The sequence below is a fragment of the Lysinibacillus boronitolerans JCM 21713 = 10a = NBRC 103108 genome, from assembly GCF_000772935.1.
In the GTDB taxonomy this organism is placed as follows: Bacteria; Bacillota; Bacilli; order Bacillales_A; family Planococcaceae; genus Lysinibacillus; species Lysinibacillus boronitolerans.
Window position 1 is genome coordinate 84789 of sequence record NZ_JPVR01000074.1, and the last position, 23475, is coordinate 108263.

The window sequence follows — 23475 nt, forward strand, 5'->3', positions numbered from 1 at the left end:
TCATCGTAGTTCTATTTGTTAATAAGATCATTACGCTGTGAAATTCCCATCATAGCTCAGCATAATGGCTGATTTTACACCAGCTACCTTTGTTAGTTCATCCATCAGTTTTGCATCATTTTGTTTTACACGAATTTCATAAGTTGTTTCGATTTCATTCTGTTGCATAATGGATTTCGATTTCAGAGCGAATTTTTTTGTTTGCGCGGCAATAATTCGCTCAATTTCAGCATTAGCCAACTCTTCTTCAAGCTTTACAATCAGTAAATACGGATTTTCTGCCGTTATTTTATTAACGAATATTAGCAATACAAGTCCGATTAAAACTGCACCAATAATCACTAATGGAATAAAGCCAGCACCACATAAAATACCTGAAACAATTGCCCAGAAAATATAGACTAAATCCATTGGATCCTTAATAGGTGTACGGAAACGTACAATAGATAATGCACCAACCATACCAAGTGACAGCAGAACATTTGAACTGATTCCCATAATCACTAGTGCTGTTGCCATTGTCATTATAAGTAGTGAGATATTGAATGAATGTGAGTAAATAACTCCATTAAAGGTCTTCTTATAAACAGCATAAATAAAAAGCCCAATAAAAAATGCGACTACTAGACCAATAATTGAATCGATTAATGAAAATGAGGTTGTTTTTTCTAAAAAGTTGGATTTAAAAATATCACTAAATTTAATTGTATCCATTTTTCATTCTCCTTTATTATTAGCCGTACATACGACTAAGTTGATATTTTGAATAGGCCTCTGCACGAGTATCCACTGACTGCAGTAAATACTTGATAATGTCTGGTAAATATTCATCGTACTTCACCTCTAAAATTACAAGATTCGGCTCAAGCACATCGACCATTGGTAAGTTTTGATTAAACATATCCGTGTTGCGTAGACTCGATTGCACCTTACTATCAAATGTCACACGCACATTGCCAAACGGATAGATATAGGCTTCTCGCTCGTAATCCACTACCGTAGTAGGTCTCAGCTGGCTGTAATTCATCTCTTGATATAAATCTCGAATTAGCGCTCGGTCGTCATTCTCCATCCAGGATATCTCGCCAATACGTAGTTTTTCATACTCAGCTTGAGATAATGAACATTTTGTTTTAAAGGTAACATTGTTACGCTTACTCTTCCGCTCCAGATTAATAACGTCACTAGACTTACCGTATATGCGTACCCGATATTTATCTCGATTAATAAAGCCTTCTTTTTTCTCATTTAACACTTTATTGGCAAAATTATCGAAGTACGTACTACGAATCAAATATTTACCATCTAAGCCAGCATGCTTATCTCGTTGCATAACATGCTGAAGCTTGGCTTTTAATAACGCATAATCTGGATAGGAGATCGCTTGTTTAATTTCTTGGCGACCATTTGGATTAAATGAAGTAACTATTGGCATTTCATCACTCTCCCTACTCATATTAGTATCAGACTGACAAACCTTTAATGATATGCTCGTCCACATCGTTTACTATAAAGGGCTTTTGTGTCAGGCAGATGTCAGCTTTACAAATTCTTCAACTATCTTTTACAAACAAAGCAGATTTCTGGGAGACAGGTTAAACCAACATTAAAAGGCTACCACGCTCTTATAGCGCAGTAGCCTTTTGTAATACTAATTCAAAATGTGTTCCAGAGGGATTGCTTTCGATTAATCGCAACTCTCCTCCAACAGATTGGGCCATCATTTTACTAAGTGGTAATCCTAAACCCAACCCTCGAACAGTATATTTTTTATTTTCTCCTCTATAAAAACGCTCAAAAATAAATGCCTGATCCTCTAGAGGGATTCCATGTCCTGTGTCCTTCACCATCACCGACAGAGTTTCCCCCTTATCTATCACTGTCAAGGTTATTGTTCCTTTGTCCATCGCCTGTTTAGCGTTGGTTAATAGGTTTGTAATGATTTGTTGGATACGAACAATATCTATCTGTACAAGCACAGGCTGTTCCAACAAATGTAAATCAACTTTCACATGTTCATCTTCCTGCATTACTTTCCACTGTGCCACTGAATCTTGCAGTAGCTGATTAATATCTACTGACTCTATCTGCACAGGAATAGCATCGACAGCAAAATGGTTAAAGGCAAGTAAGTCACCAACCATTGTTTTCATTTTTGTCGTTTCGACCATAGCCATTTCAATGAATTCCATAGCATCCTGACCCGTTACAACACCACCTCTTACAGCCTGTAATAATCCACTTATAGAGGTGACAGGTGTTTTCAACTCATGGGTGACACCTGCTAGTAATTCCGTTCGAGTTTTCTCCAGCTGCTCTAGTTTATTTGCCATATTTTTAAAGGAGGAAACAAGCTCATAGACCTCTTTTTCCTTACTATCTTGAGGCAAATCAATTGCATAATTGCCTTCCTGTACATGTTTGGCAGCCTCTGCTACTTGTTTAATGGGATTGGCTAAGCGCTTTGACAGAAAGTAAATAGCGATCCAGCCTAATAATGCTAATGCTCCAATTAATATGGCAAGCTGTCCATATGCTTGGTTAACCCTTGTTAAATTCTCCTTCTTCTCCATCACCAGGGCCCAGCCCAATAACTCATTATTATTTTCTATCTTTCTTTTCACTACATATTCAGGCTCAAGTCCATCCTTTATTTCCTTAGTACCTTCTTTTCCATCCAACAAGCCAGCTACATTTTTGGCACTACCAGGTGGTACTGGACGGTTGCTTGTCAGTATATTTCCCTCTGTATCTACAACATACAAAATTGGATCGATCTCTTTCATATTAAAACGCTGGCGATCCCCTATGAAACCTGGAATACCATTTATAGGTCCATTATTAGGATTTGTTGCATCCGTTAAACGATAGACCGTCTCGTCTGCTAAAAACTCCATTAATTCTAATCGATTTTCAAATGTTGTATGACGAATCCACGTTGCGGAGATCAAAGAAATAATAGCTAAGCCTATAAAAAGTGTTAGTAAATATCGGCTCGTCCAATATTGAAGTAAGGATATTCGCTTATTTTTTTTGAACACTTAGCTGATACCCCAATCCACGTAGTGTCTTTATTTCCCCTTCTGCCTCATCCCATTCTTTTAAAGCCTTCCTAAGTCTCTTTATAGCTAAATCTACAGCACGATCACTACCCTCATACTCCCATCCCCACACTTGATCAATAAGCTGATCACGGGTAAATGTTTGATTAGGGTGGTCAGCTAAAAACATAAGCACGGATAAATCTCTTGGCGTTAATACAATCTCTTCTCCGCCCAAAAGCACTTTATGTGCTTTACAATCAATCACTAGAGACCCATACTGCTTAATAGTAGATGAATCTGGACTACCTTCAGCACGTCTTAAAATAGCCCTCACTCTTGCAACAACTTCATCTGCGATAAAAGGCTTGGCAATATAATCATCTGCTCCATGATCAAACCCCTCTAGACGGTAATTAACCTCACCTAATGCTGTTAACATGATAACTGGGCACACACTTCGTTCTCTGATTTCCTTTAAAATGGACCAACCATTTTTTTCTGGTAACATAATATCGAGCAACACTAGGTCTGGCTGTGTTTCACAAAACATGACCAAGGCTTGACCACCATTGAAACATTGTGTCACACTATAACCCACCTTTTGTAAATAAACCTTTAAAACCTGGCTTATTGCATATTCGTCCTCTATTACTAAAATGTTAGCCAAAGTCGATCACCTCATTACTAGTTCACTCTTATACTCATTATAGCACCGGATTATGTCAGTTAAATGTCAGCCTATCCATAATCCATAAACTACTAGCACAGATTATATAGAGGACATCTATTGACAATGTCTTCCTAAGCCACTTATCATTGAGTGCGAATGATAATCAATGATAATTCATTCAAAAACCTAGTAAATGAAATTAAGGGGGGTAAAAGCATGATTATTGTAACTAATCGTATTCAAGTAAAACCCGGTTTTGCTGCGAGAATGGCACCAAATTTTACAAAGCCAGGTCCTCTGCAACAGTTTGAAGGCTTTCACAAAGTAGAGGTATTAATTTCAACCGATGATCCTACTTATGACGAAATGAGTGTTAATATGTATTGGGAATCTAAGGAGCATTTCCAAGCATGGCGTAATAGCGATGCATTTGCTGCAGCCCATCAACGCCCAAATTCTGGTTCTGAGGGAGAAAAGGCTGACAGTCCAATTATCGGCAGCAAAATGGTGGTGGCTGAATTAGCTTCTTCTATTGGAGCTTTAAATTAATGAACGACGATTAAATTACTTATACATTATCTTCTGATTCTATCTAAAAAGCCCTGCATGTTGAACAATCATGCAGGGTCTTTTTTTCTTGGTATACGAAACATTAATTAAATCAATATAAAAGAATGACTAATATATAGCCAAGTACGGATAGACAGACTGAGCCGATTAAACCTGCAATAAATGCCTTTACACCTAGCTCCTTAAACGTTTTTATTTCAACATTTAATCCCAAACCAGCCATTGCCATCGCAATTAAAATATAAGCAATATTTACAAATGCTTGCGATACGCTCGCTGGTATAATCCCTAAAGAATTGATAGCACTCATCGCTAAAAACCCTAAAATAAACCACGGTATGATGGATAAAGAAAATGCCTTTTTCTCTTCACTTTTGTCCATTCTTCGATAGAAAATACCAATAACAATCGCTACAGGTACGAGCAGGGCAACACGTGTTAATTTCACAATGACGGCTATATCAATTGCTTCGTTTCCACCAGCAGATGCAGCTGCAATTACATGCGCAATTTCATGTAATGTCCCCCCTGCGAAAATACCATACGCAGAAGGTGTTAAATCGATAATCGAATAGAGTACCGTATAAATAAGTGTAAATAGAGTCCCCAATAACGCAACAATCGCTGCCCCTACCGCCGTTTCCTTTTCATTTGCTTTAATTTGAGGTGCAATTGCCACTACTGCAGCAGCTCCACATATTGCAGTCCCACAAGCAGTTAATATCCCTAGCTTCTGATCAACTTTAAATATTTTTGTTAGGCCGTACACAACAATTAATGCAAATAGCAAATTAATGACTGCAATTAAAAAAACGTTTGCTCCTGCATGATAAATATCTGCCAAATTTAAGCGCATACCCAATAAAATAATACCGAATCGTAATAGCTTCTTGCTAGAAAATGAAATACCTACTTGCCATGAATTCTGTACTTTAAATATTGCTCGCCAGGTCATCCCTAATATTATGGCAATAACCAACTGTCCCAATATCGAAAAGAAAGGATATGTGGCAATATATTTCGCTACTAAAGCAATAAGGAGTGTTAACAATATTCCCTTCAAGAAATTTGGATTAAGTGTGGATTTTACTTTATTCTGTCTATTAACCATGATGTTCACTTCTTTCTCCCTTGTTGATTATTACTTTAATAAAGCGTGCACTATTAGTAAAATACATATATATAATTATTATTATTAATATTTCTAATAATAGAGGTGAAAATATGCAATTGGATGCTTTAAAAACATTTATCACACTGGTTGAAGTCAATAATTTTACGAAGACCTCTGAAAAACTTCATATTTCACAACCAAGTGTTAGCTTACACATTAAGAATCTAGAGCAAGAATTACAAACAACCTTATTTATTCGCTCCCCAAAATCGGTGCAAATTACACCAACTGGTGAAATTCTTTATAAACGAGCAAAGCAAATCATGGCGATAGCTGAAGCTGCAAAAGAAGATATCGCTGCCTATCATCAAGAGGTACAAGGTACGCTAGTCATTGGGGCAAGTTTTACAATTGGCGAATATATATTGCCTCCAATCATTGCAAGCTTACAGCAACGATTCCCACAACTTGAACTTCAAATTATTATTGGCAATACAAAGGAAATCATTCAATATACAAAATTACTGCAAGTCGATATTGGTCTAATTGAAGGTCAGGCTCATGATAATGAACTAGTCATTGAGCCATTTATGCAGGATGAGTTATTTATTGTTAGCGACTGTAATCATCCTCTTACAAAGCAACAACCTCTGACTGCTGATAAACTCCAGCAGCAAAGCTGGGTTGCGCGTGAAGAAGGCTCTGGAACACGTTATTATCTGGATCATTTATTCAGAGCCAATGGTTTGCAGATTCATTCGCTTTTGACTATTAGCAGTAATCAAGGAGTGAAGGAGAGTGTTATGCAGGGACTTGGTCTTTCCTTATTGTCTGCCTGTGTCATAGAACGTGAATTAAAAAATGGGGATATGACCATTTTGCCCCTTGAAGGCCAGCACTTTATGCGGACATTTTCTTATCTTTGCTCACCAACGATGAAAAATAAACGCAATGTCGACATACTGATTGATAGCTTAATAAAAAAAGCATAGCGATTTTTTTCTCGTCGCTAAGCTCTTTTTATGGTTCTTCTCGTATTAAAATGTTTATTTTCAATGATTTCAACAAATTTCATTGCAGCTCTAGAAAGGGGTACTGTCTTCAAATAACACATACCAATACTTCTTGTGGGGATACTTTCCATTAAAGTTAATTCATAAAGAAGACCTCGTTGTAGATAGTCCCTTGAAAATTCCTTTGTTACACATGCAATGCCAAGGTTACTACGCGCAAATTCTAGTACCAAGTCATGTGAACCTAGCTCAAATTCTGGTGCTATGTGAACCCCTCTCGCAAAAAGATAATCTTCCACATACTTCCGTGAATTCGACTTTTTCTCTAAAAAGATAAGTGGAAATTTCAAAAGATCCTCATAGCTTAAACTTTTAGACGAAAGTGTTTTATATTTTTCCCCACAGACAAAAATATCCTGAATATCTGTACATACTGTCAACTTTAATGTTGAATCTTCTATTGGAAAATTACAAAACCCTATATCTACCTCACCTGATTTAATAAAATTACAAATTTCAGAGGTTGTACCATTTAGCATTTGCAATTTAATATTCGGATACATTGTATGGAATGCTTCTAAATAAGGCATTAAAAAGAAGCGTGAGATCGTATCACCTACCCCTATTTTTAATTGCCCAGTTGTTAAATTTTTGAATTCAAGTAATTTTTCTTCACCAGCATCTAAAAGCCCTAAAGCAGAATTAGTATATTCAAAAAGTAGGCTACCCTCTGTTGTTAATGTCACACCTTTAGGGGTTCGATTAAAAAGACGTGTGCCAAGCTCATTTTCTAATTGCATCATTGCCTGACTTACAGCTGGCTGTGTCATATATAAATCTTTTGCTGCACTAGAAAAGCTATTATTTTTTGCTACAACACTAAAAACACGATATAAATCTAATTTCCCTATCATATAAGCACCCCTTATAGCTATTATATGAACTATTAATTTTACTTATATCATTAACGAGCCTTATAGTAAAATCATATGGATTTTATTTCACTTTACGCAAGATAGAATGAGGAGAGATTAAATTGGAACGTGTAATCGGTACAGTTGTAAGAGGTCTTCGTGGTCCTATTATTAACGAAGGCGATAATATTGAACAAATTGTTGTAGATACAGTGTTAAATGCTGCACAAATTGAAGGATATGCAATCGAGGATCGTGATATTGTGACAGTAACTGAATCTGTCGTGGCACGTGCACAAGGAAACTATGCTACGATTGATGATATTGCCATAGATGTAAAGGCTAAGTTCGGTGATGATACGGTAGGCGTTATTTTCCCCATCTTAAGTCGAAACCGCTTCGCCAATTGTTTACGAGGCATCGCTAAAGGTGTAAAAAAGGTAGTATTAATGCTAAGCTACCCATCTGATGAAGTGGGTAATCACCTTGTAGATATTGATGAGCTCGATGTAAAAGGCATTAACCCATGGACGGATACACTCAATGAGGTTGAATTCCGCGAGCATTTTGGCTATAAAAAACACACATTTACTGGTGTAGATTATATTGAATACTATAAAGAGTTAATCGAAGCAGAAGGGGCTACGTGTGAGGTCATCTTCTCAAATAATCCAAAAACAATTTTAAATTACACAAAGAGTATCTTAACATGTGATATTCATTCACGCTTCCGCACAAAACGTATTCTAACAGCGAACGGTGCAGAAAAAGTTTACAGCCTTGATAATATTTTAGCTGAATCAATTAATGGCTCTGGTTTCAATGCTGAGTATGGTCTACTTGGCTCGAACAAAGCAACAGAGGATAGCGTAAAATTATTCCCGCATACTTGCCAACCGATTGTTGATGGAATCCAAGCAAAAATTAAAGAAGCTACAGGAAAAACAGTAGAAGTTATGATTTATGGTGACGGCGCATTCAAGGACCCTGTAGGTAAAATTTGGGAGCTTGCAGACCCTGTTGTATCCCCAGCATTCACAGCTGGATTACATGGAACACCGAACGAGGTTAAATTGAAATACTTAGCAGACAATGATTTTGCAGACCTTCGAGGCGAAGAACTAAAGGCTGCTATTTCTGAATACATTCAAAATAAAGATGAAGATTTAACAGGTCAAATGGCTGCACAAGGAACAACGCCTCGTCGTTTAACAGATCTTATCGGTTCCCTATCTGACCTTACATCTGGTTCGGGTGACAAAGGAACACCAATGATTTACATTCAAGGCTACTTCGATAATTACACTAAATAAACAAACAAAAATGAACTCTCGTCCTAATGAAGAGAGTTCATTTTTTTATGGCGAGGATAACAGGAATCGAACCCGTACTCCCATTGAATAGGGATATGCACTCCTTGCACCTACCTCGTAATAGAAGATTATTGAATGCTTGCTATAGTATTACATTGTGCTCAGTCCCTTCTCTTCTTAATTGGTTAGGATTTTAATTTATTTGGAATAATTTCTTCTCTTAGCCAATGCTCACTTGTTTGAACATGTTGCGGTCTCACAAATTTCCCTAAATTATAGCGGAAATCTTCGTAATGGAATGAGCTAGTATTTCTAATGACATACCCCTCTTGTTCCCCTTCAAAGAATGATTTTCCAGTGAATGTACGTTTTATCTGTTCTTCGTCAAAAATCCCTCGGTATAAAATGGGCACTGTTTCTATACCTAACGCTGCTGCAAAGGCCACGGTTTCATCCCAGCTCAAACAAATATTTTCTTCATTCCAAATGCTAAACAAATAGAAATAGCTTGTTAATCCTTGATAATAAATAGAATGCTTGGCATAAACATTTTCACCACATAAGCGCCAGTCCTTTGGAATCCGATACGCAAAATTCGCGTGAAATGTTTTTACCCAATGTCTAGAAGGATGGTTGGCTGAATGAATACTTCTAGCATGCATATAGTCTCTGTAAAGTGTTGTCCCTTCTCCATCTAACTTTTCAGTGACAACAACCTCCTTTCCAATAAAATGATTCACATTTCTAGCAACTTTATCATCATCGGTATAGCCCCTGCTCCATGGTAAATGAAAACTTCTTGGGTATTTCATGAATTTCGTCATATTTTCACCTCCCTTTCCCAATGTTTACTTGGCAAATTGATCTGCCTCACGGAAAAAATAAAGCCTTGTTAATAAATCACCATCTAATAAATGATAAATTTGGCTTCCACCTCTATCTCCCCCATACTGGATTAACATATGAAATTGCACTAAATGAACAACCTTTAATACAAAGTCCTTTTCAAAGCCCAACTCTAATAGAAAATGGCAAACCAGTTGAGCAGAGACATTTTCATGCCCAAAATAACCATAACGCTGTTGCAAAGGTTTATATTTTTTACAAGCTGGTTTACCAACATCATGAAACAATGCAGCTATTTGTAGAGCTAATTTATCGCTTTCTGAGTAGTACTCATTGATATACGCGTACACAAAATACGTATGCTGACATAGTAAAAATTGATGGAATGGGTTTTCTTGATTGAATTGATAAATTTCTTTGAAAAGTGGGACTGCTTGAAGTGTTTGAAAAAGCTCTTCATAGGTGGGGTGGCCTTGTATGAGTGAAACAAATTGTTGTCGAGAAAGATCATAGGGACTTGATTCATGAATAATATGCAATTCATTAAACCCTTCTCCTACTGTCGGGAACTCTAAATGCTTTCTCATTTTTTCCATCACGATTAATGGTACATGTCTTTTCCTTTGCTGGTTTCTGGCTACACAGATTGAATAAGGTGTATCAAAGTAATAACATACCTTCTGCACTGTACTTGGTATTTTACGAAGTGCAAACATCCTGCGCTCTCGTTCAATATTGGTTGCATCCACAATGACAGAAAACCCTTTTGCTACTAAGTCATTAAGACGTTCATATAACGTACGAAAGACTATACGTGACTTTTGCTTCGTTGAATCCCCAAATAACTCCTGACGTATAGCGTCGCTTGATAGAACAATTGCATTTTCATTTTTAGCTAGCTGTTTCACAAATGTACTTTTTCCACTCCCGGGCAACCCTACTGTAAAGATCACCTTCATTTTTTCACCTCCCTTCAAGTTTCTATATCGTATGGCATGCCACATTCTTTAGTGTCTTAAGAGCATTTCATCCACTTATTTTTAATAACAATTTATTATAATCAGTCATAATATGAAGCAATATTACATATAAAAAAGACTGCTCCACCTTTTTGTAGAGCAGTCTCTATATATCAATATCTTATTACCTTACACAGTTATTGTATCATAAATTTACAATAATTTCTAGACTATACTTCTTTCCGAAGTAGATGTATGATAAATTTCCTGATTCAATCCACCCTTCTCATGACCAGCGTTAGATACTTTCACTTTATTCAAAGGGATGGTGGGACAACCAGTTAAAAAAGCATCACAATTACGCTCTTCTCACCATCTATTGAGGTGAGGGTTACTGTCAAAGGAAGCAAATAACTATGGAGAGGAATGTGAGTAAACGTTGGAAAATCAAAAAGAATGGCTAGAAGAAAAGCAGCACCTTGAGGATTCTTTAAACATCATTGTTCACAAAATAAAAGAGTTAGAGCATAAAGAAAAAGGCTTCAAAGAAAATGCTGTTGCCTTAAAGAAATCCTTTTGGAACGATGTCAGAGTCAATTTAGATACTGCCGAGGATGTAGACGAAACCTTTTTTGCAATTAAGCAGCAGGCAGAGCTTTTATCTGACTCAGAGCTTGCACAGGAACGTGCAATTCGTAATGTAAAGGTATATGAACGTTTACAACAGTCACCCTATTTTGCTCGTATTGACTTTGTACAAGATGGTCAACAAGACCCTTTAAAAATTTATATCGGTGTAGCCACATTATTGGATGAACAGGATGAAAATATCGTCATTTTTGATTGGCGAGCGCCTATATCGAGTATGTATTATGATTACACACCTGGTGATGCATCCTACGAAACATTAGGTGAAGAAATTCATGGAGAAATGCTGTTAAAACGGCAATTTATTATTAAAAATGGTCAACTACAATCCATGTTTAATACGGGCCTTACAATTGGTGATGACCTACTGCTCGATATCCTTGCGCAAAATGCAAATGAGCATATTCGTAGTATTGTTGCGACAATCCAAGCAGAGCAAAATAAAATTATTCGCCATGTAAATTCACGCTATCTTATTGTTGAAGGTGTGGCAGGTAGTGGCAAAACAGCTGTAGCCTTACAGCGGGTAGCTTATCTACTTTATCGTTATCGTGATGAAATGACTGCCGATCAAATTCTGCTAATTACACCTAACCAACTTTTTAATCAATATGTTCATTCTGTCTTACCTGATTTAGGTGAAGACAATATGCAGCAGTTAACGTTTATAGAATATGCTGAAAAACGATTAGGTAAACAGTTTCAATTAGAGTATCCTTATGAGCAACTTGAAGAACTGTTAACAGAAAAGGATGATACTCAGTATCAAACAAAATTAAGCATCATTTCTTTTAAAGCGAGTCTCGCTTATAAACATTTAATCGATCAATATGTGAGTTATTTATCCGATAAAGGCTTGTTATTTAAAAATATCGTTTTTCGTGGAGAACGGATTATTACTGCACAGGAAATTACCGAATACTTCTATTCTTTCCCTTCTACTATGTCGATACCAGATCGCCTACAATTAGTAAAAGAATGGTTATTGCAGCAACTAACGAAATTGGAAAAGGCTGAGCGTACAAAGGAATGGGTAGAAGAAGCTACTGAGCTATTAGATAAAGAAGACTACTCCAAATCTTATAGTGAACTTTTATACGAGGGTCGCTATACTGAAAACTCATTTGACGATTTTGATCAAGAACGCTATAAATTAGCGAGACAAATTGTCAAAAAACACTTTAAACCATTACGTAACTCTGTTAACAAGTTAAAGTTTGTCCATATGTTAGGTATTTATCGACAGCTCTTTGATTTGAACAGTTCTATTAACAAGGATTTACAACACCTTATGCCAGACAATTGGGAAGATATTTGTCAGCAAACACTCCCTAATTTAGCAAAGCGTTTCATTGCCTACGAGGATGCTGCGCCATTTTTATATTTACAGGACAAAATTGAAGGACAACAGACCAATAGGATGATCCGTCATGTGTTAATAGATGAAGCACAGGATTATTCGCCATTTCAACTTACTGTATTACAGCAGTTATTCCCAAAAGCACGTATGACCATTTTAGGTGATGGCCATCAAACGATCCATCCACATACCTTTAATAATCCTTCTCTACTCGACACTCAATTATATGGTGAGCAGGCAGAAAAAATGATATTAACCAAAAGCTATCGTTCGACAAAGCAAATCATACAACTCACTGCCAAAATATTGAATGATGGTAGTGAAGTAGAAGCATTTAACCGAACTGGCCCTGAACCATCGATTACTATCGTGCCAAATGAAGTGGAATTAATGGATCAAATTATTCAAGACATCAACCATTTATCTATTAAATTTGAAACAATCGCTGTCATCTGTAAAACCGCAGCCGAATGCTCTGCCGTTTATAAGCAATTAAACAATCGAGTAGATATTCAATTAATCAACCATAATTCAAAGCAGTTTAAGAAGGGTATTTTATTACTTCCAGCTTACATGGCGAAAGGGATCGAATTTGATGCGGTAATCATCTATAATGCATCTGCCGCTAATTACTCAAGAGAAAGCGAACGGTACTATTTCTATACGGCGTGTACGAGAGCTATGCATGAGCTGCACATTTATTCCATTAACAAATTAACGTATTTCCTTTAATAATAGGTAACAGGAGGATCTGTAAATAACAGATTCTCCTGTTCTCTTGCTGTTTTATATATAGAACGTATAGTCTTCGGGTATGACACGTTTTAAAAATTTCTTCGTTCGCTCCTCTTTTGGGCTGACGAAAATATCATGAGGGCTACCTTCCTCTACAACCACTCCTCCATCCATGAAAATTACGCGATTGGCAACATCTTTGGCAAAGCCCATTTCGTGTGTTACTACAAGCATTGTTGTACCCTCCGCTGCAATATTTTTCATGACCTGTAGAACCTCACCTACCAATTCAGGGTCAAGTGCGGACGTTGGTTCATCAAATAAAATAATATCAGGATTCAAAGCTACTGCTCGTGCAATACCAACACGTTGCTGTTGACCTCCTGACAACTGACTCGGATAGGCATCATATTTGTCTGATAAACCTACTTTATCAAGTGCCTTTTTACCAATTTCCACAGCATGTGCCTTAGGAATTTTACGTCCAATGATTAACCCTTCCGTTACATTTTCTAATGCCGTTTTATTAGTGAATAGATTATAGTTTTGGAAGACAAATGCGACACGCTGGCGAATTGCATGTACGTCTTTTTTCTTTACATGTTGAAAATCAACCTGAATATCTCCAAATGTCGCATGGCCTTGATCAGCCTTCTCTAAAAAATTGATACAACGCAATAATGTTGTTTTTCCTGAACCACTGGGACCTAAAATAACAACAACGTCCCCTTTATCAATGGCTAAATCAACACCCTTTAAGATTTCATTGCCACCAAATGATTTATGAATATTTTTAATTTCTAACATGCTAATTCACCCCTTAGACATTTGCCATTTTGTATTTGCTTAAATATTTCTCATAACGCTTAAACAAGTATTCAACCGTACTACATAAAATTAAGTACACAATAAAGATATCCAAATAGGCCTCTACATAATTGTAGCCAACGTTTGCCGCTACTTTTGCCTTCAGTGTAATTTCAGGAAGCGACATTGCGTAGCCTAGCGATGTAGCTTTAATAAGATTAACTGTAGCTGTGCAAATATTCGGCAATGCCACTACTAATGCCTGTGGAATGATGATGCGAGTATATGCTTGGAATGTTGACAAACCTACTGAGTGTGCAGCCTCTAGTTGCCCCTTTTCAATGGTACTTAACGCCGATCGAAAGACCTCAATCAAAATGGCTGTTGAGCTGAATGCAAACACAATAAACGCATACCAAATTGGATTAATTTTATAAACATCATACGCAATATGATATTTTTCAAAAATAATTTTTAACATTAACGGTATACTGCTATAGATAATAAAAATTTGTATAATGATCGGTGTTCCTCGAACAAAAGAAACATAAATCTTCGCTAGGTGATGGATAACTGGAATTTTATTGATCCTAGTCAGTGCCAGCAAAAATCCCAATGGCAAAGCTATCACCAACGCAACAACTGTGACAAGGAGCGCGATAGGAACACCAGATAATGCTACGAAAAATGTTTCAAGTAAAAATTGATAATTCACCTTCTCGCCTCCTTAAGTTGTTTCTAAGGTCTTCTTACCTTTACCAAATATTTTTTCTAATATAGTAAATATTTTTTCTATAATAATAGATAACACCCAATAAATAATGGCCAATGCAATATAAATTTCTAAGGCATGAGCATTGATGTTACTTGCAATAATTAGATTTGCCTTACCTACAATATCGATTAGACCAATTGTATAAGCGAGTGCACCTTCCTGTAATAAAGCAATCATGCCATTGCCAAAGTTCGGCAAAGCAACAACCAGTGCCTGTGGAAAAATAATTCGACGATAGGCCTGGAAGGGTGTTAGCCCAACACTAACGGCTGCTTCAAACTGCCCTTTTGGTATGGCTAAATAGGCAGACCGTATCACCTCAGACATTATTGCCGCGAATTGTAAGGTGAATGTTACAACAACAAATATGGCCGTCTCAATAGAATGGAGATTAAGACCAACATTTTCTGCTAATGCTGGGACGCCATAATAGACAAGAAATAACAAAACAATGGATGGTGTACAGCGCATAATCGTTGTATACAGATTGGCGAATTTAGTTAGCCACTTCACTGAAGATAGCTTAGCAGCCGCCAACAATAAGCCGAATAGGGTACCTAAGATAATAGAGGACCCTGCAACTAAGAACGTAATTTTTAAAAATGGCAATAACACTGGGATTGCGTTCCAAATGTAGGTTGCGTCAAAATATTTATCCATTTCCTCACCAACTTTTGTTTTTATGAATAAAGACTGCTGAGCATTACTGACTCAACAGCCTTACTATTCGTTCCGTTTTAAACTAACGATTTACGTTTTCTAGTACTTCAAATAAATCACGGCCATAGAATTTTGTACTTAATTCATTTGTTTTCTTTTGTTCTTTAACCTGAGCTATCGCTTTATCATAAGCGTCAGCAAATTCCTGCTCTTTTTTATTGAACAGTGGCCATGTTTTTATAACAGCAAATTCGTTATAGACAACGTCATCTTTTAGGTTATAATATGGGCCATCTTCTGCCAGTACTTGTTGTTTAAATGGGCCTTCAATCATGACACCGCCATCAACACGACCTTCATTTACCCACTGCACTACATCAACAGTAAAGGCGTCACCAGCCTCAAGTTTTACCTTATTATCTGGATTTGCCGTATTATATTCATCGATAATTGTATATTGAGCATTATTTGCAGCAATTGGTGCTAAAGAATAGCCCTTTTTCGCAAAATCTGCTAATGTTTTCACGCCTTCATCCTCTTTACGTAAAACTAAACCTGCGCTACTTAAACCTAGGAATTCCTTTGGGAAAATAAATTTCTCTGTACGTTCCTGAGTAAAGAATGCGTTTTTAACCCCTACTTGATATTTCCCTTGCTCTACACCAATTAATAAATCATCACTTGTTGTACCTACATACTCAAATTGATAATCAGGTAACAATTCATCTACTAATTTCATTACTTCTACATCATAACCTGTTGGATTTCCATTATCGTCGATGTAACTAATGGGTTTTGACGCTTGATCGTAGGCTACCTTTACTGTACGTACCTTTTCACCATCACTTGAATCTTTATCTGCAGAGTCTCCTGAATTACAACCTGCTAATAATGCTATAGATGCCAAACCAATTGCAGCAAATTGAAAAACCTTATTCTTCTTCATATGTCATTTCTCCTTATTTTTCACATAATTTATTCAGATAATTTCTGCTGTTCAATAGCGGCAGTCGCTAATTTAATAATCGTCATATCATCCATCGGTGGATTATGAAGTCCTGCACGAACATTGCGATAATAGCGTTGTAATGGATTGGATAACTGCAAGCTTTTTGCCCCCACCACACGCATCGCTTTATCGACTATATCTATTGCGATGTTTGTTACTGTATGTTTAGCAACAGCCATTTCATTTGTTATTAGTCCACGTCTAGCAGGATCATCGTAAGCCTCAGCCACTCCGTATAAGACAAAACGTGCTTGATGGAGCTTTAATTCAATATCCCCTAAAAGCTGTTGTACATTTGGCAACGTACTAATTGGCGCATTCAGGCTATTCGGTTGATGGTGATTAGCAAAATGAATAGCATAATCACGAGCAGCTTGTGCAATGCCTAAGTAAGTTGCTGGGATATGGAGTATCCAGCCATTTATCTTGCCGCCACTCGGGTGACTTGGTAACTCTACTAAATGCTCTTTTGCCACAAGGACATCCTTTAACACAAGGTCGTGGCTGCTTGTGCCTCGCATTGCAGACATCTCCCAATTCTCCTCAATGGTTACACCAGCTGAATCCTTATGAATGAGGAAGAAACCAACTTGCTGCTTTTCTTCAATCCAAGCAGAGGTAAGGAAATAATCGAGCACAGGAGAAGCAGTCGTAAAAATCTTGCGCCCATTTATCAGCCAACCGTCTTTAGTAAAAATGGCATTTGTCCCTGGCCGCCCTCCTCGCGTTGGGCTACCTGTTGCCGCCTCACTAACAGCTCTATTAATCATGGCACCTCTCTTTATTTCTTCAGCAAAAGCTACTAATAGATCATCCGTCCATAGTTTAGTTTCATATATTTCACCGACAACGCCTAATGTCCATCCAAGGGAAAGAGAAGCATTTTCGTCATAGCTTGCTAGCGTCTCTTGTACGAGGACCATATCATATACAGATAAGCCTTCCCCGCCATATTGTTTCGGTAAAGTAAGTTGAGGATAGCCAATTTGTAAAAGTAATCGATGTGCTTCGAACGGAAAACGAGATTGCTCATCAACCTCAGCAGCCTGTGCTTTGATTGGCTCAGCAATAGCAGCTAGCTGATCTAACCAAAATCGTTGTCGCTCAGTTTTTACAAATAAATTCTTCAAATGAATCTCCTTCTTCCCAATATATATAAATCATATAAATTTACTAAGAATTGATAATGAAAAAAAATCTCTGGCTACATTCATGTAGTGAGATACTATTTGGTACTGAATTTTCTGATTCGTTGACACTTATAATACTTTTCGCATTAGAAAATGTCAATGGGTGAAATTCAAGTTTTTTTGTAAGTTTAATATGTATTACAAAGTTTCATTTTTTATCTTTGAATTATGCACCAAGCTTTTCTTACAACATATGCTAAAACTAATGAAAGAGGTGCATATATGACAAATAATTTAAATTCGCCACTAAACGGTGGAATCATTACCCATTCTGCTCCACAGGTTATTCAAACTAAGTTTGGAGATATTAATGGGGATGGTTTTTTTGAAACCATTTTTTTAATGGGCACTAAACAGCCTGATAGTCCTTTATGGAGAAACCTAACACTGACTATTTTTTATGGGCAAACACGACAAATGGAGCATATTCCATTGAAACAAAATATGGGCTATAATCCGACTATTTTTTTGGGCGATTTTACTGGTAATCATGTTGAGGATATTCTGGTTGTGTCTGATACTGGGGGTAGCGGTGGAATTGTTAATGGTGAGATTTTTTCCTCTATCAACAATCAAGTTCGTTCCATCTTTGATGCAGAGTCTTTTAATAATAAACTTAAATATAAGGTCAATTATGTAGATCATTATAAGGCTGTTGTTCAGAGTTTTAATCCTGCTATTAAATACACAATTGATTTACAGTATAAAGGAACCGACTACTTAGCTGAAATTTATAACCCAGATGGTACCTTGAAGCAACCGATTGAAGGCTGGGTAGATCCTTTTGGAGGACTATATCCTGTTGATTACGATCGAGATGGAACATATGAAATTTTAGGATATCAAGAAATTGCAGGTAGATATCATGCTGATGGATTAGGCTATGTAGAAAATATTTTAAAATGGAATGGCCATGAATTTGTAATAGATCGACAAACGGTTGGTATTTTTGGTGAGGATTTATCTTAGACGATAAATCTAGCTATTAAATAAGCTAAAACAGGAATCTGCTCATTTTTTTACATAACTAACAAAAAACAAGCAGATTCCGTTATTTACATTTTCTTTTCAACCAAGGCAAAGTAGTTATTTTCAGGGTCAGCAAAGTTAAAAACTCTACCCATTGGCATCATGACTAGATCTCCTACTTTAACGCCCTTTGCCTGAAAATCTTGGTACATCTCTTCAATTTTATCAGCATAAAACATTATGGAAGGTGTGCCTAAATTTAGGTCAGGTTGCATTTTAGCAATCATTTCTTTGTTGTGAAGCACAAAGGATGTTTGAGCTTCCTTCGTTGGTGCAATTTCAATCCAGCGCATGCCTGCCTCTTCCTGTTCAGAAATGACAACAAACCCCACTTTTTCTGTCCAAAACTTCACGATTGTATCTTGATCATTAACATATAACATTACTTGTCCAATTTGATGAATCATGACTTTTACCCTCCTCTTTTGAGCTTTAGTATACATCAAAAAGTGGCTTTATATAGCTTCTAATGCAATCAATTTAGGGAAATTTCAAATAATTGATAATGATATACATTACTAAGAAATAATTAATTCAAAGTACTTAACTTTTCTTTTATTTCTGATAGAATGAGTATTATTTACCTTTAGGGGAAAAGTATAGAATAAAATATTATGTGAGGATAATACAATTGAAACAACTAAGTTTAAGAAAAAAGCTTATTTTTTCGTTTTTAGCCATGCTTCTCATCCCAACACTATTGATTGGAATAGTATCTTACCAAAGTGCTGAACAGCAAATTTCAGAGGAACAACGCGCAAGTGCGACTGAAAGTGTGCGCATTCTAAATGCCAATATTACAAACATGATTGAACCCAAATTGAAAGATGTACAATATTTTTCACAAAAATTTAGTGCAACCTACTTTCAGGATGATAGCATTTTAAAACTGAAGTCATTATTAACTGAATATGTCAATATGCACCCTGAAGTAGACCTAATATATATTGGGACTGCTGATGGCAAACTATTTGATCAGCCTGTTCAAGAGTATCCTGATGGCTTCGACCCTCGGACAAGGCCTTGGTATAAGCAGGCTTTAGCTAATAATGGCAAGACCTCAATTACTGCACCTTATGTTACACAATCTACAGGTGACATTGTCATTACAATTACTCAGGCATTACCAGATGGTTCTGGCGTTTTAGGATTAGATCTAAATATTTCTACATTAAGTGACATTACGAATAATATACGTATTGGAGAAACGGGCTTCGCTTCTCTTTTAGATAACAATAAAATTTATATTGCCCAGCCAGAGAAAGAAAGTGGTACAGAGGCTACAGAAAGCTATATTCCAAAAATTTATGAGCAGGAAAGCGGTACAATTATTGAAAAAGACCGTCACTTACAATTTGTTACGAATGAGTTAACAGGTTGGAAGGTAATTGGCACCATGTTTACTGCGGAAGCTGCAAAAGCTGCGGCATCCACATTGAATATTAATTTAATTATCATTGCGGTTTCTATTCTCGTTGGCGTTATTTTTATGCTCTTCATGATAAAGTCTATTGTTAACCCAATTAATCAACTGAAGCAAAGTGCATTGAAAATTAGTGATGGTAATTTAACGGAGTTTATTGAAATCCATTCTAAAGATGAAATTGGGCAGCTTGGAGAAGCCTTTATCTCTATGAAGGTGAGCTTAAAAAAACTAATTCGTAATGTTGATCAAAGCTCACAACATGTCCAAACAGCCGCTCAAAATTTATCTGCTAATGCAGAACAAAACATCGCTGCCTCAGAGCAAGTTGCTGATGCTATGCAACAAATGGCAATTAGTACAGAAAAACAAACAACAGGTATTGACCAGAACGCCATTTCAGTTGAAGAAATTGCTAAAGGCGTTGTTGAAGTGGCAGACAGTTCCATGCAGGTTTCTGACCTATCTAGCCATGCTATCCAATTGGCAGAAGAAGGTGGACAATCGGTAAAACAAACTGTACAACAAATGAATTCTATCCATAATTCTGTAACGCTATCAGATACAATGATTAAAGCACTCTATGATCGCACGAAAGAAATCGGCTCCATTTTAGAAATGATTAGTGCTATTTCAGATCAAACAAATTTACTAGCGCTTAATGCTGCTATAGAAGCTGCTAGAGCAGGAGAACATGGCAAGGGCTTTGCGGTAGTGGCTGATGAAGTACGCAAATTAGCAGAGCAATCTCATCAATCGGCAGAGCAAATTTCTGCGCTCATTACTACTATTCAACAGGATACGGCAAAATCTGTAGAGACAATGGTCAAAGCATCTACAGATGTTCAAGAAGGCTTACAATTGACAGAAGAAACAAGTAGAAAATTCGCGAGCATTATTGAAAGTCTACGAAACATCGCCCCGAAAATGGAGGATATTTCAGCATCTGCTCAAGAAATGTCTGCCGTTGTAGAAGAAGTATCAGCGACCGCTATTGAACTTTCCGATCACGCAAAATTAAATGCTGTTGCTACGGAAGAAGTTGCCGCTTCCACGGAACAAACTTTATCTTCTATGCAGGATATGGCTTCGTCTGCCAAAACCCTACTTGATATGGCGGATGAATTGCAGGGTTATGTCAATCATTTTAATTATTAATTATTTAACTGCTAGATCTGAGTTCAAGATAGTATTGAACTCAGATTTTTTCTATTCCAAAAAGATAGGAAATTACAAAATAAAATATTTTTCTACAAATAATAGCGTTGCATAACTTTATTTTCCAGATTTTTCAGAAAATTGTGTTGATTATTATTCATTTTCCTCTTAGAATCAGATTAAACATTTGAACGACTTAGGAGACTACTAATGTAATAAAACCAATCACGTAGTTAGTTGTATGAAACTTCAATAACGTCGTTTAAGGAGGAATACCATATGAAACGAATTAGTTTAAGAAAGAAACTCATCTTTGCATTTTTAGTCATACTTCTCATTCCCGCACTTTTAATCGGGTATACCTCCTTTAAAAGTACCAAAAATCAAATACTAGAAGAGCAGCAAGCAAGCGCCAAGGAAAGTGTGCGTATGCTTAATAGTAATATTACCAATACAATTGCTCCTAAAGTTCATGACATCGAATATTTTGCCAAGAAAATAAATCAGTCTTATTTACAAGATGATAAAAAAGCTGAATTAAAAGGTCTTTTTCAGGAATATGTAAATACACACCCAGAAGTGGAACTAGTATATATAGGGACTGCTGATGGGCGAATCATTGATGAACCTGTCCATGACTATGCAAGTGATTATGATCCTCGGAAACGTCCTTGGTATATAGAAGCCATTGATAATAAAGGGCATGTATCCATCACTTCTCCGTATATCTCACAATCTACAAATAACATTGTTGTGACAGTCATGCAAGCTCTTCCTGATAATTCTGGCGTTATTGCCTTAGATTTAAATATCTCTCTTCTAAGTGCATTGACAGATCAAACACGTATCGGAGAAACGGGCTTTGCCTCTCTATTAGATAATAATAAGCTATATATTGCTCAAAAGGATAAGGAAAGCGGCACAGAGGCAACAGAAGAATATGTTTCAAAAGTTTACGAAAAACAGGAAGGTATTATTACTGAAGGTGACCGTCATTTACGCTTTGAAACAAATGAAATCACAGGCTGGAAGATAATCGGTACAATGTTCATTGCAGAGGCTACTAACGCTGCTACCTCAACCTTTACTATTACATTACTCATTATTGGTATTTCTATTATTGTAGGTATTATCTTTATGCTCTCAATGATTAAATCTATTGTTAACCCGATTAAACAACTACAGCAAAGTGCTCTGAAAATTAGTGAAGGTGATTTGACAGAGTATATTGATATTCATACGAAAGATGAAATAGGACAGCTTGCTGAAGCATTTGTCTCAATGAAAGTTAGCTTAAAAAGGCTGATCCGCAATGTCGATCAAAGCTCACAACATGTTCAAACCTCAGCACAAGGTCTTTCAGCAAATGCTGAGCAAAATATCGCTGCATCTGAGCAAGTGACAGAGGCTATGCAACAGGTAGCAATTAGTACGGAAAAACAAACAACAGGAATCGATCAAAATGCTGTTTCTATTGAGGAGATTGCAAAGGGTGTTGTAGAGGTAGCTGATAGTGCCCTACAAGTTTCAGACCTATCCAGCCAGGCCATCCAATTAGCCGAAGAAGGTAGTCAATCTGTTGAGCACACGGTTAATCAAATGGTATCCATTCATGATTCTGTGACTCAATCCGATACGATGATTAAATCGCTATTTGATCGTACAAAAGAAATTGGCTCCATTATAGAAATTATTAGCGCTATTTCAGACCAAACAAACCTTCTTGCTCTGAATGCTGCTATTGAAGCAGCACGAGCTGGTGAACACGGTAAAGGCTTTGCAGTTGTAGCCGATGAAGTCCGTAAATTAGCGGAGCAATCTCATCAATCAGCAGAGCAAATTTCTACTCTGATTACAGGCATACAACAAGATACAGCTAAATCTGTACAAACAATGACAAAAGCTTCTGCAGACGTTCAAGAAGGATTACAGCTATCTGGGGATACGAAAAAGAAATTTACAAGTATCGTTGGAAGTCTTCGAGAAATTGCTCCAAAAATGGAGGATATATCAGCTTCAGCACAAGAAATGTCTGCCGTTGTTGAGGAGGTATCCGCAACTGCTATTGAACTGTCAGACCATGCAAAACTAAACGCAGCTGCATCTGAAGAGGTTGCCGCTTCAACGGAACAAACATTATCTTCCATGCAGGAAATCGCAACCTCTGCTAAAACATTACTCGATATGGCAGATGAGTTACAAGGCTATGTAGATCGTTTTAATTACTAAATAAGAAAG

Annotated in this window: 21 protein-coding genes; 7 read left to right on the forward strand and 14 right to left on the reverse strand. The window is 36.8% G+C overall.

Annotated features, from left to right (window positions below):
- Positions 1 to 30 precede the first annotated feature (30 nt).
- The 4 genes from CD31_RS11760 to CD31_RS11775 form a co-directional block, all read right to left on the reverse strand.
- Positions 31 to 714: a DUF4956 domain-containing protein gene (locus tag CD31_RS11760; protein ID WP_036077798.1), complete on the reverse strand. Its 684-nt coding sequence runs from the start codon at positions 712 to 714 to the stop codon at positions 31 to 33.
- A gap of 19 nt (positions 715 to 733) precedes the next feature.
- A complete protein-coding gene (locus tag CD31_RS11765; protein WP_036077801.1) occupies positions 734 to 1435 on the reverse strand; it encodes a polyphosphate polymerase domain-containing protein in 702 nt (233 codons plus the stop codon).
- 190 nt (positions 1436 to 1625) lie between these two features.
- Positions 1626 to 3041, reverse strand: coding sequence for a sensor histidine kinase (locus tag CD31_RS11770; RefSeq protein ID WP_036077803.1), 1416 nt, complete (start codon positions 3039 to 3041; stop codon positions 1626 to 1628).
- Positions 3025 to 3711: a response regulator transcription factor gene (locus CD31_RS11775; protein WP_036077805.1), complete on the reverse strand. Its 687-nt coding sequence runs from the start codon at positions 3709 to 3711 to the stop codon at positions 3025 to 3027. Before CD31_RS11775 ends, CD31_RS11770 begins: the two co-directional genes overlap by 17 nt.
- 219 nt (positions 3712 to 3930) lie before the next feature.
- Here CD31_RS11775 and CD31_RS11780 point away from each other — a divergent pair, with 219 nt between their 5' ends.
- Positions 3931 to 4263, forward strand: a complete 333-nt coding sequence (locus CD31_RS11780; RefSeq protein ID WP_016992083.1) for a heme oxygenase — start codon at positions 3931 to 3933, stop codon at positions 4261 to 4263.
- A 112-nt stretch (positions 4264 to 4375) separates the two neighbouring features.
- On the opposite strand, the gene CD31_RS11785 is transcribed toward CD31_RS11780, so the two are convergent.
- Positions 4376 to 5395, reverse strand: coding sequence for a YeiH family protein (locus CD31_RS11785; RefSeq protein ID WP_036077807.1), 1020 nt, complete (start codon positions 5393 to 5395; stop codon positions 4376 to 4378).
- A 113-nt stretch (positions 5396 to 5508) separates the two neighbouring features.
- Here CD31_RS11785 and CD31_RS11790 point away from each other — a divergent pair, with 113 nt between their 5' ends.
- Complete coding sequence (locus CD31_RS11790) at positions 5509 to 6390, forward strand: LysR family transcriptional regulator (RefSeq protein ID WP_036077810.1); 882 nt, start codon at positions 5509 to 5511, stop codon at positions 6388 to 6390.
- A gap of 17 nt (positions 6391 to 6407) precedes the next feature.
- Here the strand turns inward: CD31_RS11790 and CD31_RS11795 are convergent, their stop codons facing one another.
- Complete coding sequence (locus CD31_RS11795) at positions 6408 to 7325, reverse strand: LysR family transcriptional regulator (RefSeq protein WP_036077812.1); 918 nt, start codon at positions 7323 to 7325, stop codon at positions 6408 to 6410.
- A gap of 122 nt (positions 7326 to 7447) precedes the next feature.
- On the opposite strand from CD31_RS11795, the gene CD31_RS11800 reads away from it, so the two are divergent.
- A complete protein-coding gene (locus CD31_RS11800) occupies positions 7448 to 8638 on the forward strand; it encodes a coenzyme F420-0:L-glutamate ligase (protein WP_036077814.1) in 1191 nt (396 codons plus the stop codon).
- A gap of 185 nt (positions 8639 to 8823) precedes the next feature.
- Here CD31_RS11800 and CD31_RS11805 read toward each other — a convergent pair whose 3' ends face one another.
- Positions 8824 to 9462 (reverse strand): RNA ligase family protein, encoded by a 639-nt coding sequence (locus tag CD31_RS11805; RefSeq protein WP_036077816.1) that lies wholly within the window; start codon positions 9460 to 9462, stop codon positions 8824 to 8826.
- Between the two features lie 24 nt (positions 9463 to 9486).
- A complete protein-coding gene (locus tag CD31_RS11810; protein ID WP_036077818.1) occupies positions 9487 to 10443 on the reverse strand; it encodes an AAA family ATPase in 957 nt (318 codons plus the stop codon).
- Positions 10444 to 10882: 439 nt separating this feature from the next.
- Here CD31_RS11810 and helD point away from each other — a divergent pair, with 439 nt between their 5' ends.
- Positions 10883 to 13183: an RNA polymerase recycling motor HelD gene (gene helD / locus CD31_RS11815; protein ID WP_036077821.1), complete on the forward strand. Its 2301-nt coding sequence runs from the start codon at positions 10883 to 10885 to the stop codon at positions 13181 to 13183.
- A 54-nt stretch (positions 13184 to 13237) separates the two neighbouring features.
- Here the strand turns inward: helD and CD31_RS11820 are convergent, their stop codons facing one another.
- The 5 genes from CD31_RS11820 to CD31_RS11840 form a co-directional block, all read right to left on the reverse strand.
- The gene (locus CD31_RS11820) at positions 13238 to 13993 is read right to left on the reverse strand and encodes an amino acid ABC transporter ATP-binding protein (protein ID WP_036077823.1); all 756 of its coding nucleotides are present in this window, start codon (positions 13991 to 13993) and stop codon (positions 13238 to 13240) included.
- A 13-nt stretch (positions 13994 to 14006) separates the two neighbouring features.
- Positions 14007 to 14708, reverse strand: coding sequence for an amino acid ABC transporter permease (locus CD31_RS11825; protein WP_036077826.1), 702 nt, complete (start codon positions 14706 to 14708; stop codon positions 14007 to 14009).
- A gap of 12 nt (positions 14709 to 14720) precedes the next feature.
- Positions 14721 to 15428 (reverse strand): amino acid ABC transporter permease, encoded by a 708-nt coding sequence (locus CD31_RS11830; protein WP_036077828.1) that lies wholly within the window; start codon positions 15426 to 15428, stop codon positions 14721 to 14723.
- 82 nt (positions 15429 to 15510) lie between these two features.
- On the reverse strand, positions 15511 to 16374 hold the full coding sequence (locus tag CD31_RS11835; RefSeq protein WP_016992241.1) for a transporter substrate-binding domain-containing protein: 864 nt from the start codon (positions 16372 to 16374) through the stop codon (positions 15511 to 15513).
- A gap of 29 nt (positions 16375 to 16403) precedes the next feature.
- Complete coding sequence (locus CD31_RS11840) at positions 16404 to 17567, reverse strand: acyl-CoA dehydrogenase family protein (RefSeq protein ID WP_036077830.1); 1164 nt, start codon at positions 17565 to 17567, stop codon at positions 16404 to 16406.
- 282 nt (positions 17568 to 17849) lie between these two features.
- Between CD31_RS11840 and CD31_RS11845 the strand changes: the two genes are divergently transcribed.
- On the forward strand, positions 17850 to 18596 hold the full coding sequence (locus CD31_RS11845; protein WP_016992243.1) for a hypothetical protein: 747 nt from the start codon (positions 17850 to 17852) through the stop codon (positions 18594 to 18596).
- 86 nt (positions 18597 to 18682) lie between these two features.
- On the opposite strand, the gene CD31_RS11850 is transcribed toward CD31_RS11845, so the two are convergent.
- The gene (locus CD31_RS11850; protein WP_036077832.1) at positions 18683 to 19063 is read right to left on the reverse strand and encodes a VOC family protein; all 381 of its coding nucleotides are present in this window, start codon (positions 19061 to 19063) and stop codon (positions 18683 to 18685) included.
- Positions 19064 to 19287: 224 nt separating this feature from the next.
- Between CD31_RS11850 and CD31_RS11855 the strand changes: the two genes are divergently transcribed.
- On the forward strand, positions 19288 to 21237 hold the full coding sequence (locus tag CD31_RS11855; protein WP_036077834.1) for a methyl-accepting chemotaxis protein: 1950 nt from the start codon (positions 19288 to 19290) through the stop codon (positions 21235 to 21237).
- A 279-nt stretch (positions 21238 to 21516) separates the two neighbouring features.
- Positions 21517 to 23466, forward strand: coding sequence for a methyl-accepting chemotaxis protein (locus CD31_RS11860; RefSeq protein ID WP_036077836.1), 1950 nt, complete (start codon positions 21517 to 21519; stop codon positions 23464 to 23466).
- The last annotated feature ends 9 nt before the right edge of the window (positions 23467 to 23475 follow it).

Excerpts from the sequence above, each read along its gene's own strand:
- CD31_RS11760 (WP_036077798.1), bottom strand. The coding sequence starts at position 714 with ATGGATACAATTAAATTTAGTGATATTTTTAAATCCAACTTTTTAGAA.
- CD31_RS11765 (WP_036077801.1), bottom strand. The coding sequence starts at position 1,435 with ATGCCAATAGTTACTTCATTTAATCCAAATGGTCGCCAAGAAATTAAA.
- CD31_RS11780 (WP_016992083.1), top strand. The coding sequence starts at position 3,931 with ATGATTATTGTAACTAATCGTATTCAAGTAAAACCCGGTTTTGCTGCG.
- CD31_RS11785 (WP_036077807.1), bottom strand. The coding sequence starts at position 5,395 with ATGGTTAATAGACAGAATAAAGTAAAATCCACACTTAATCCAAATTTC.
- CD31_RS11790 (WP_036077810.1), top strand. The coding sequence starts at position 5,509 with ATGCAATTGGATGCTTTAAAAACATTTATCACACTGGTTGAAGTCAAT.
- CD31_RS11795 (WP_036077812.1), bottom strand. The coding sequence starts at position 7,325 with ATGATAGGGAAATTAGATTTATATCGTGTTTTTAGTGTTGTAGCAAAA.
- CD31_RS11805 (WP_036077816.1), bottom strand. The coding sequence starts at position 9,462 with ATGACGAAATTCATGAAATACCCAAGAAGTTTTCATTTACCATGGAGC.
- CD31_RS11810 (WP_036077818.1), bottom strand. The coding sequence starts at position 10,443 with ATGAAGGTGATCTTTACAGTAGGGTTGCCCGGGAGTGGAAAAAGTACA.
- CD31_RS11820 (WP_036077823.1), bottom strand. The coding sequence starts at position 13,993 with ATGTTAGAAATTAAAAATATTCATAAATCATTTGGTGGCAATGAAATC.
- CD31_RS11830 (WP_036077828.1), bottom strand. The coding sequence starts at position 15,428 with ATGGATAAATATTTTGACGCAACCTACATTTGGAACGCAATCCCAGTG.
- CD31_RS11835 (WP_016992241.1), bottom strand. The coding sequence starts at position 16,374 with ATGAAGAAGAATAAGGTTTTTCAATTTGCTGCAATTGGTTTGGCATCT.
- CD31_RS11845 (WP_016992243.1), top strand. The coding sequence starts at position 17,850 with ATGACAAATAATTTAAATTCGCCACTAAACGGTGGAATCATTACCCAT.
- CD31_RS11850 (WP_036077832.1), bottom strand. The coding sequence starts at position 19,063 with ATGATTCATCAAATTGGACAAGTAATGTTATATGTTAATGATCAAGAT.
- CD31_RS11860 (WP_036077836.1), top strand. The coding sequence starts at position 21,517 with ATGAAACGAATTAGTTTAAGAAAGAAACTCATCTTTGCATTTTTAGTC.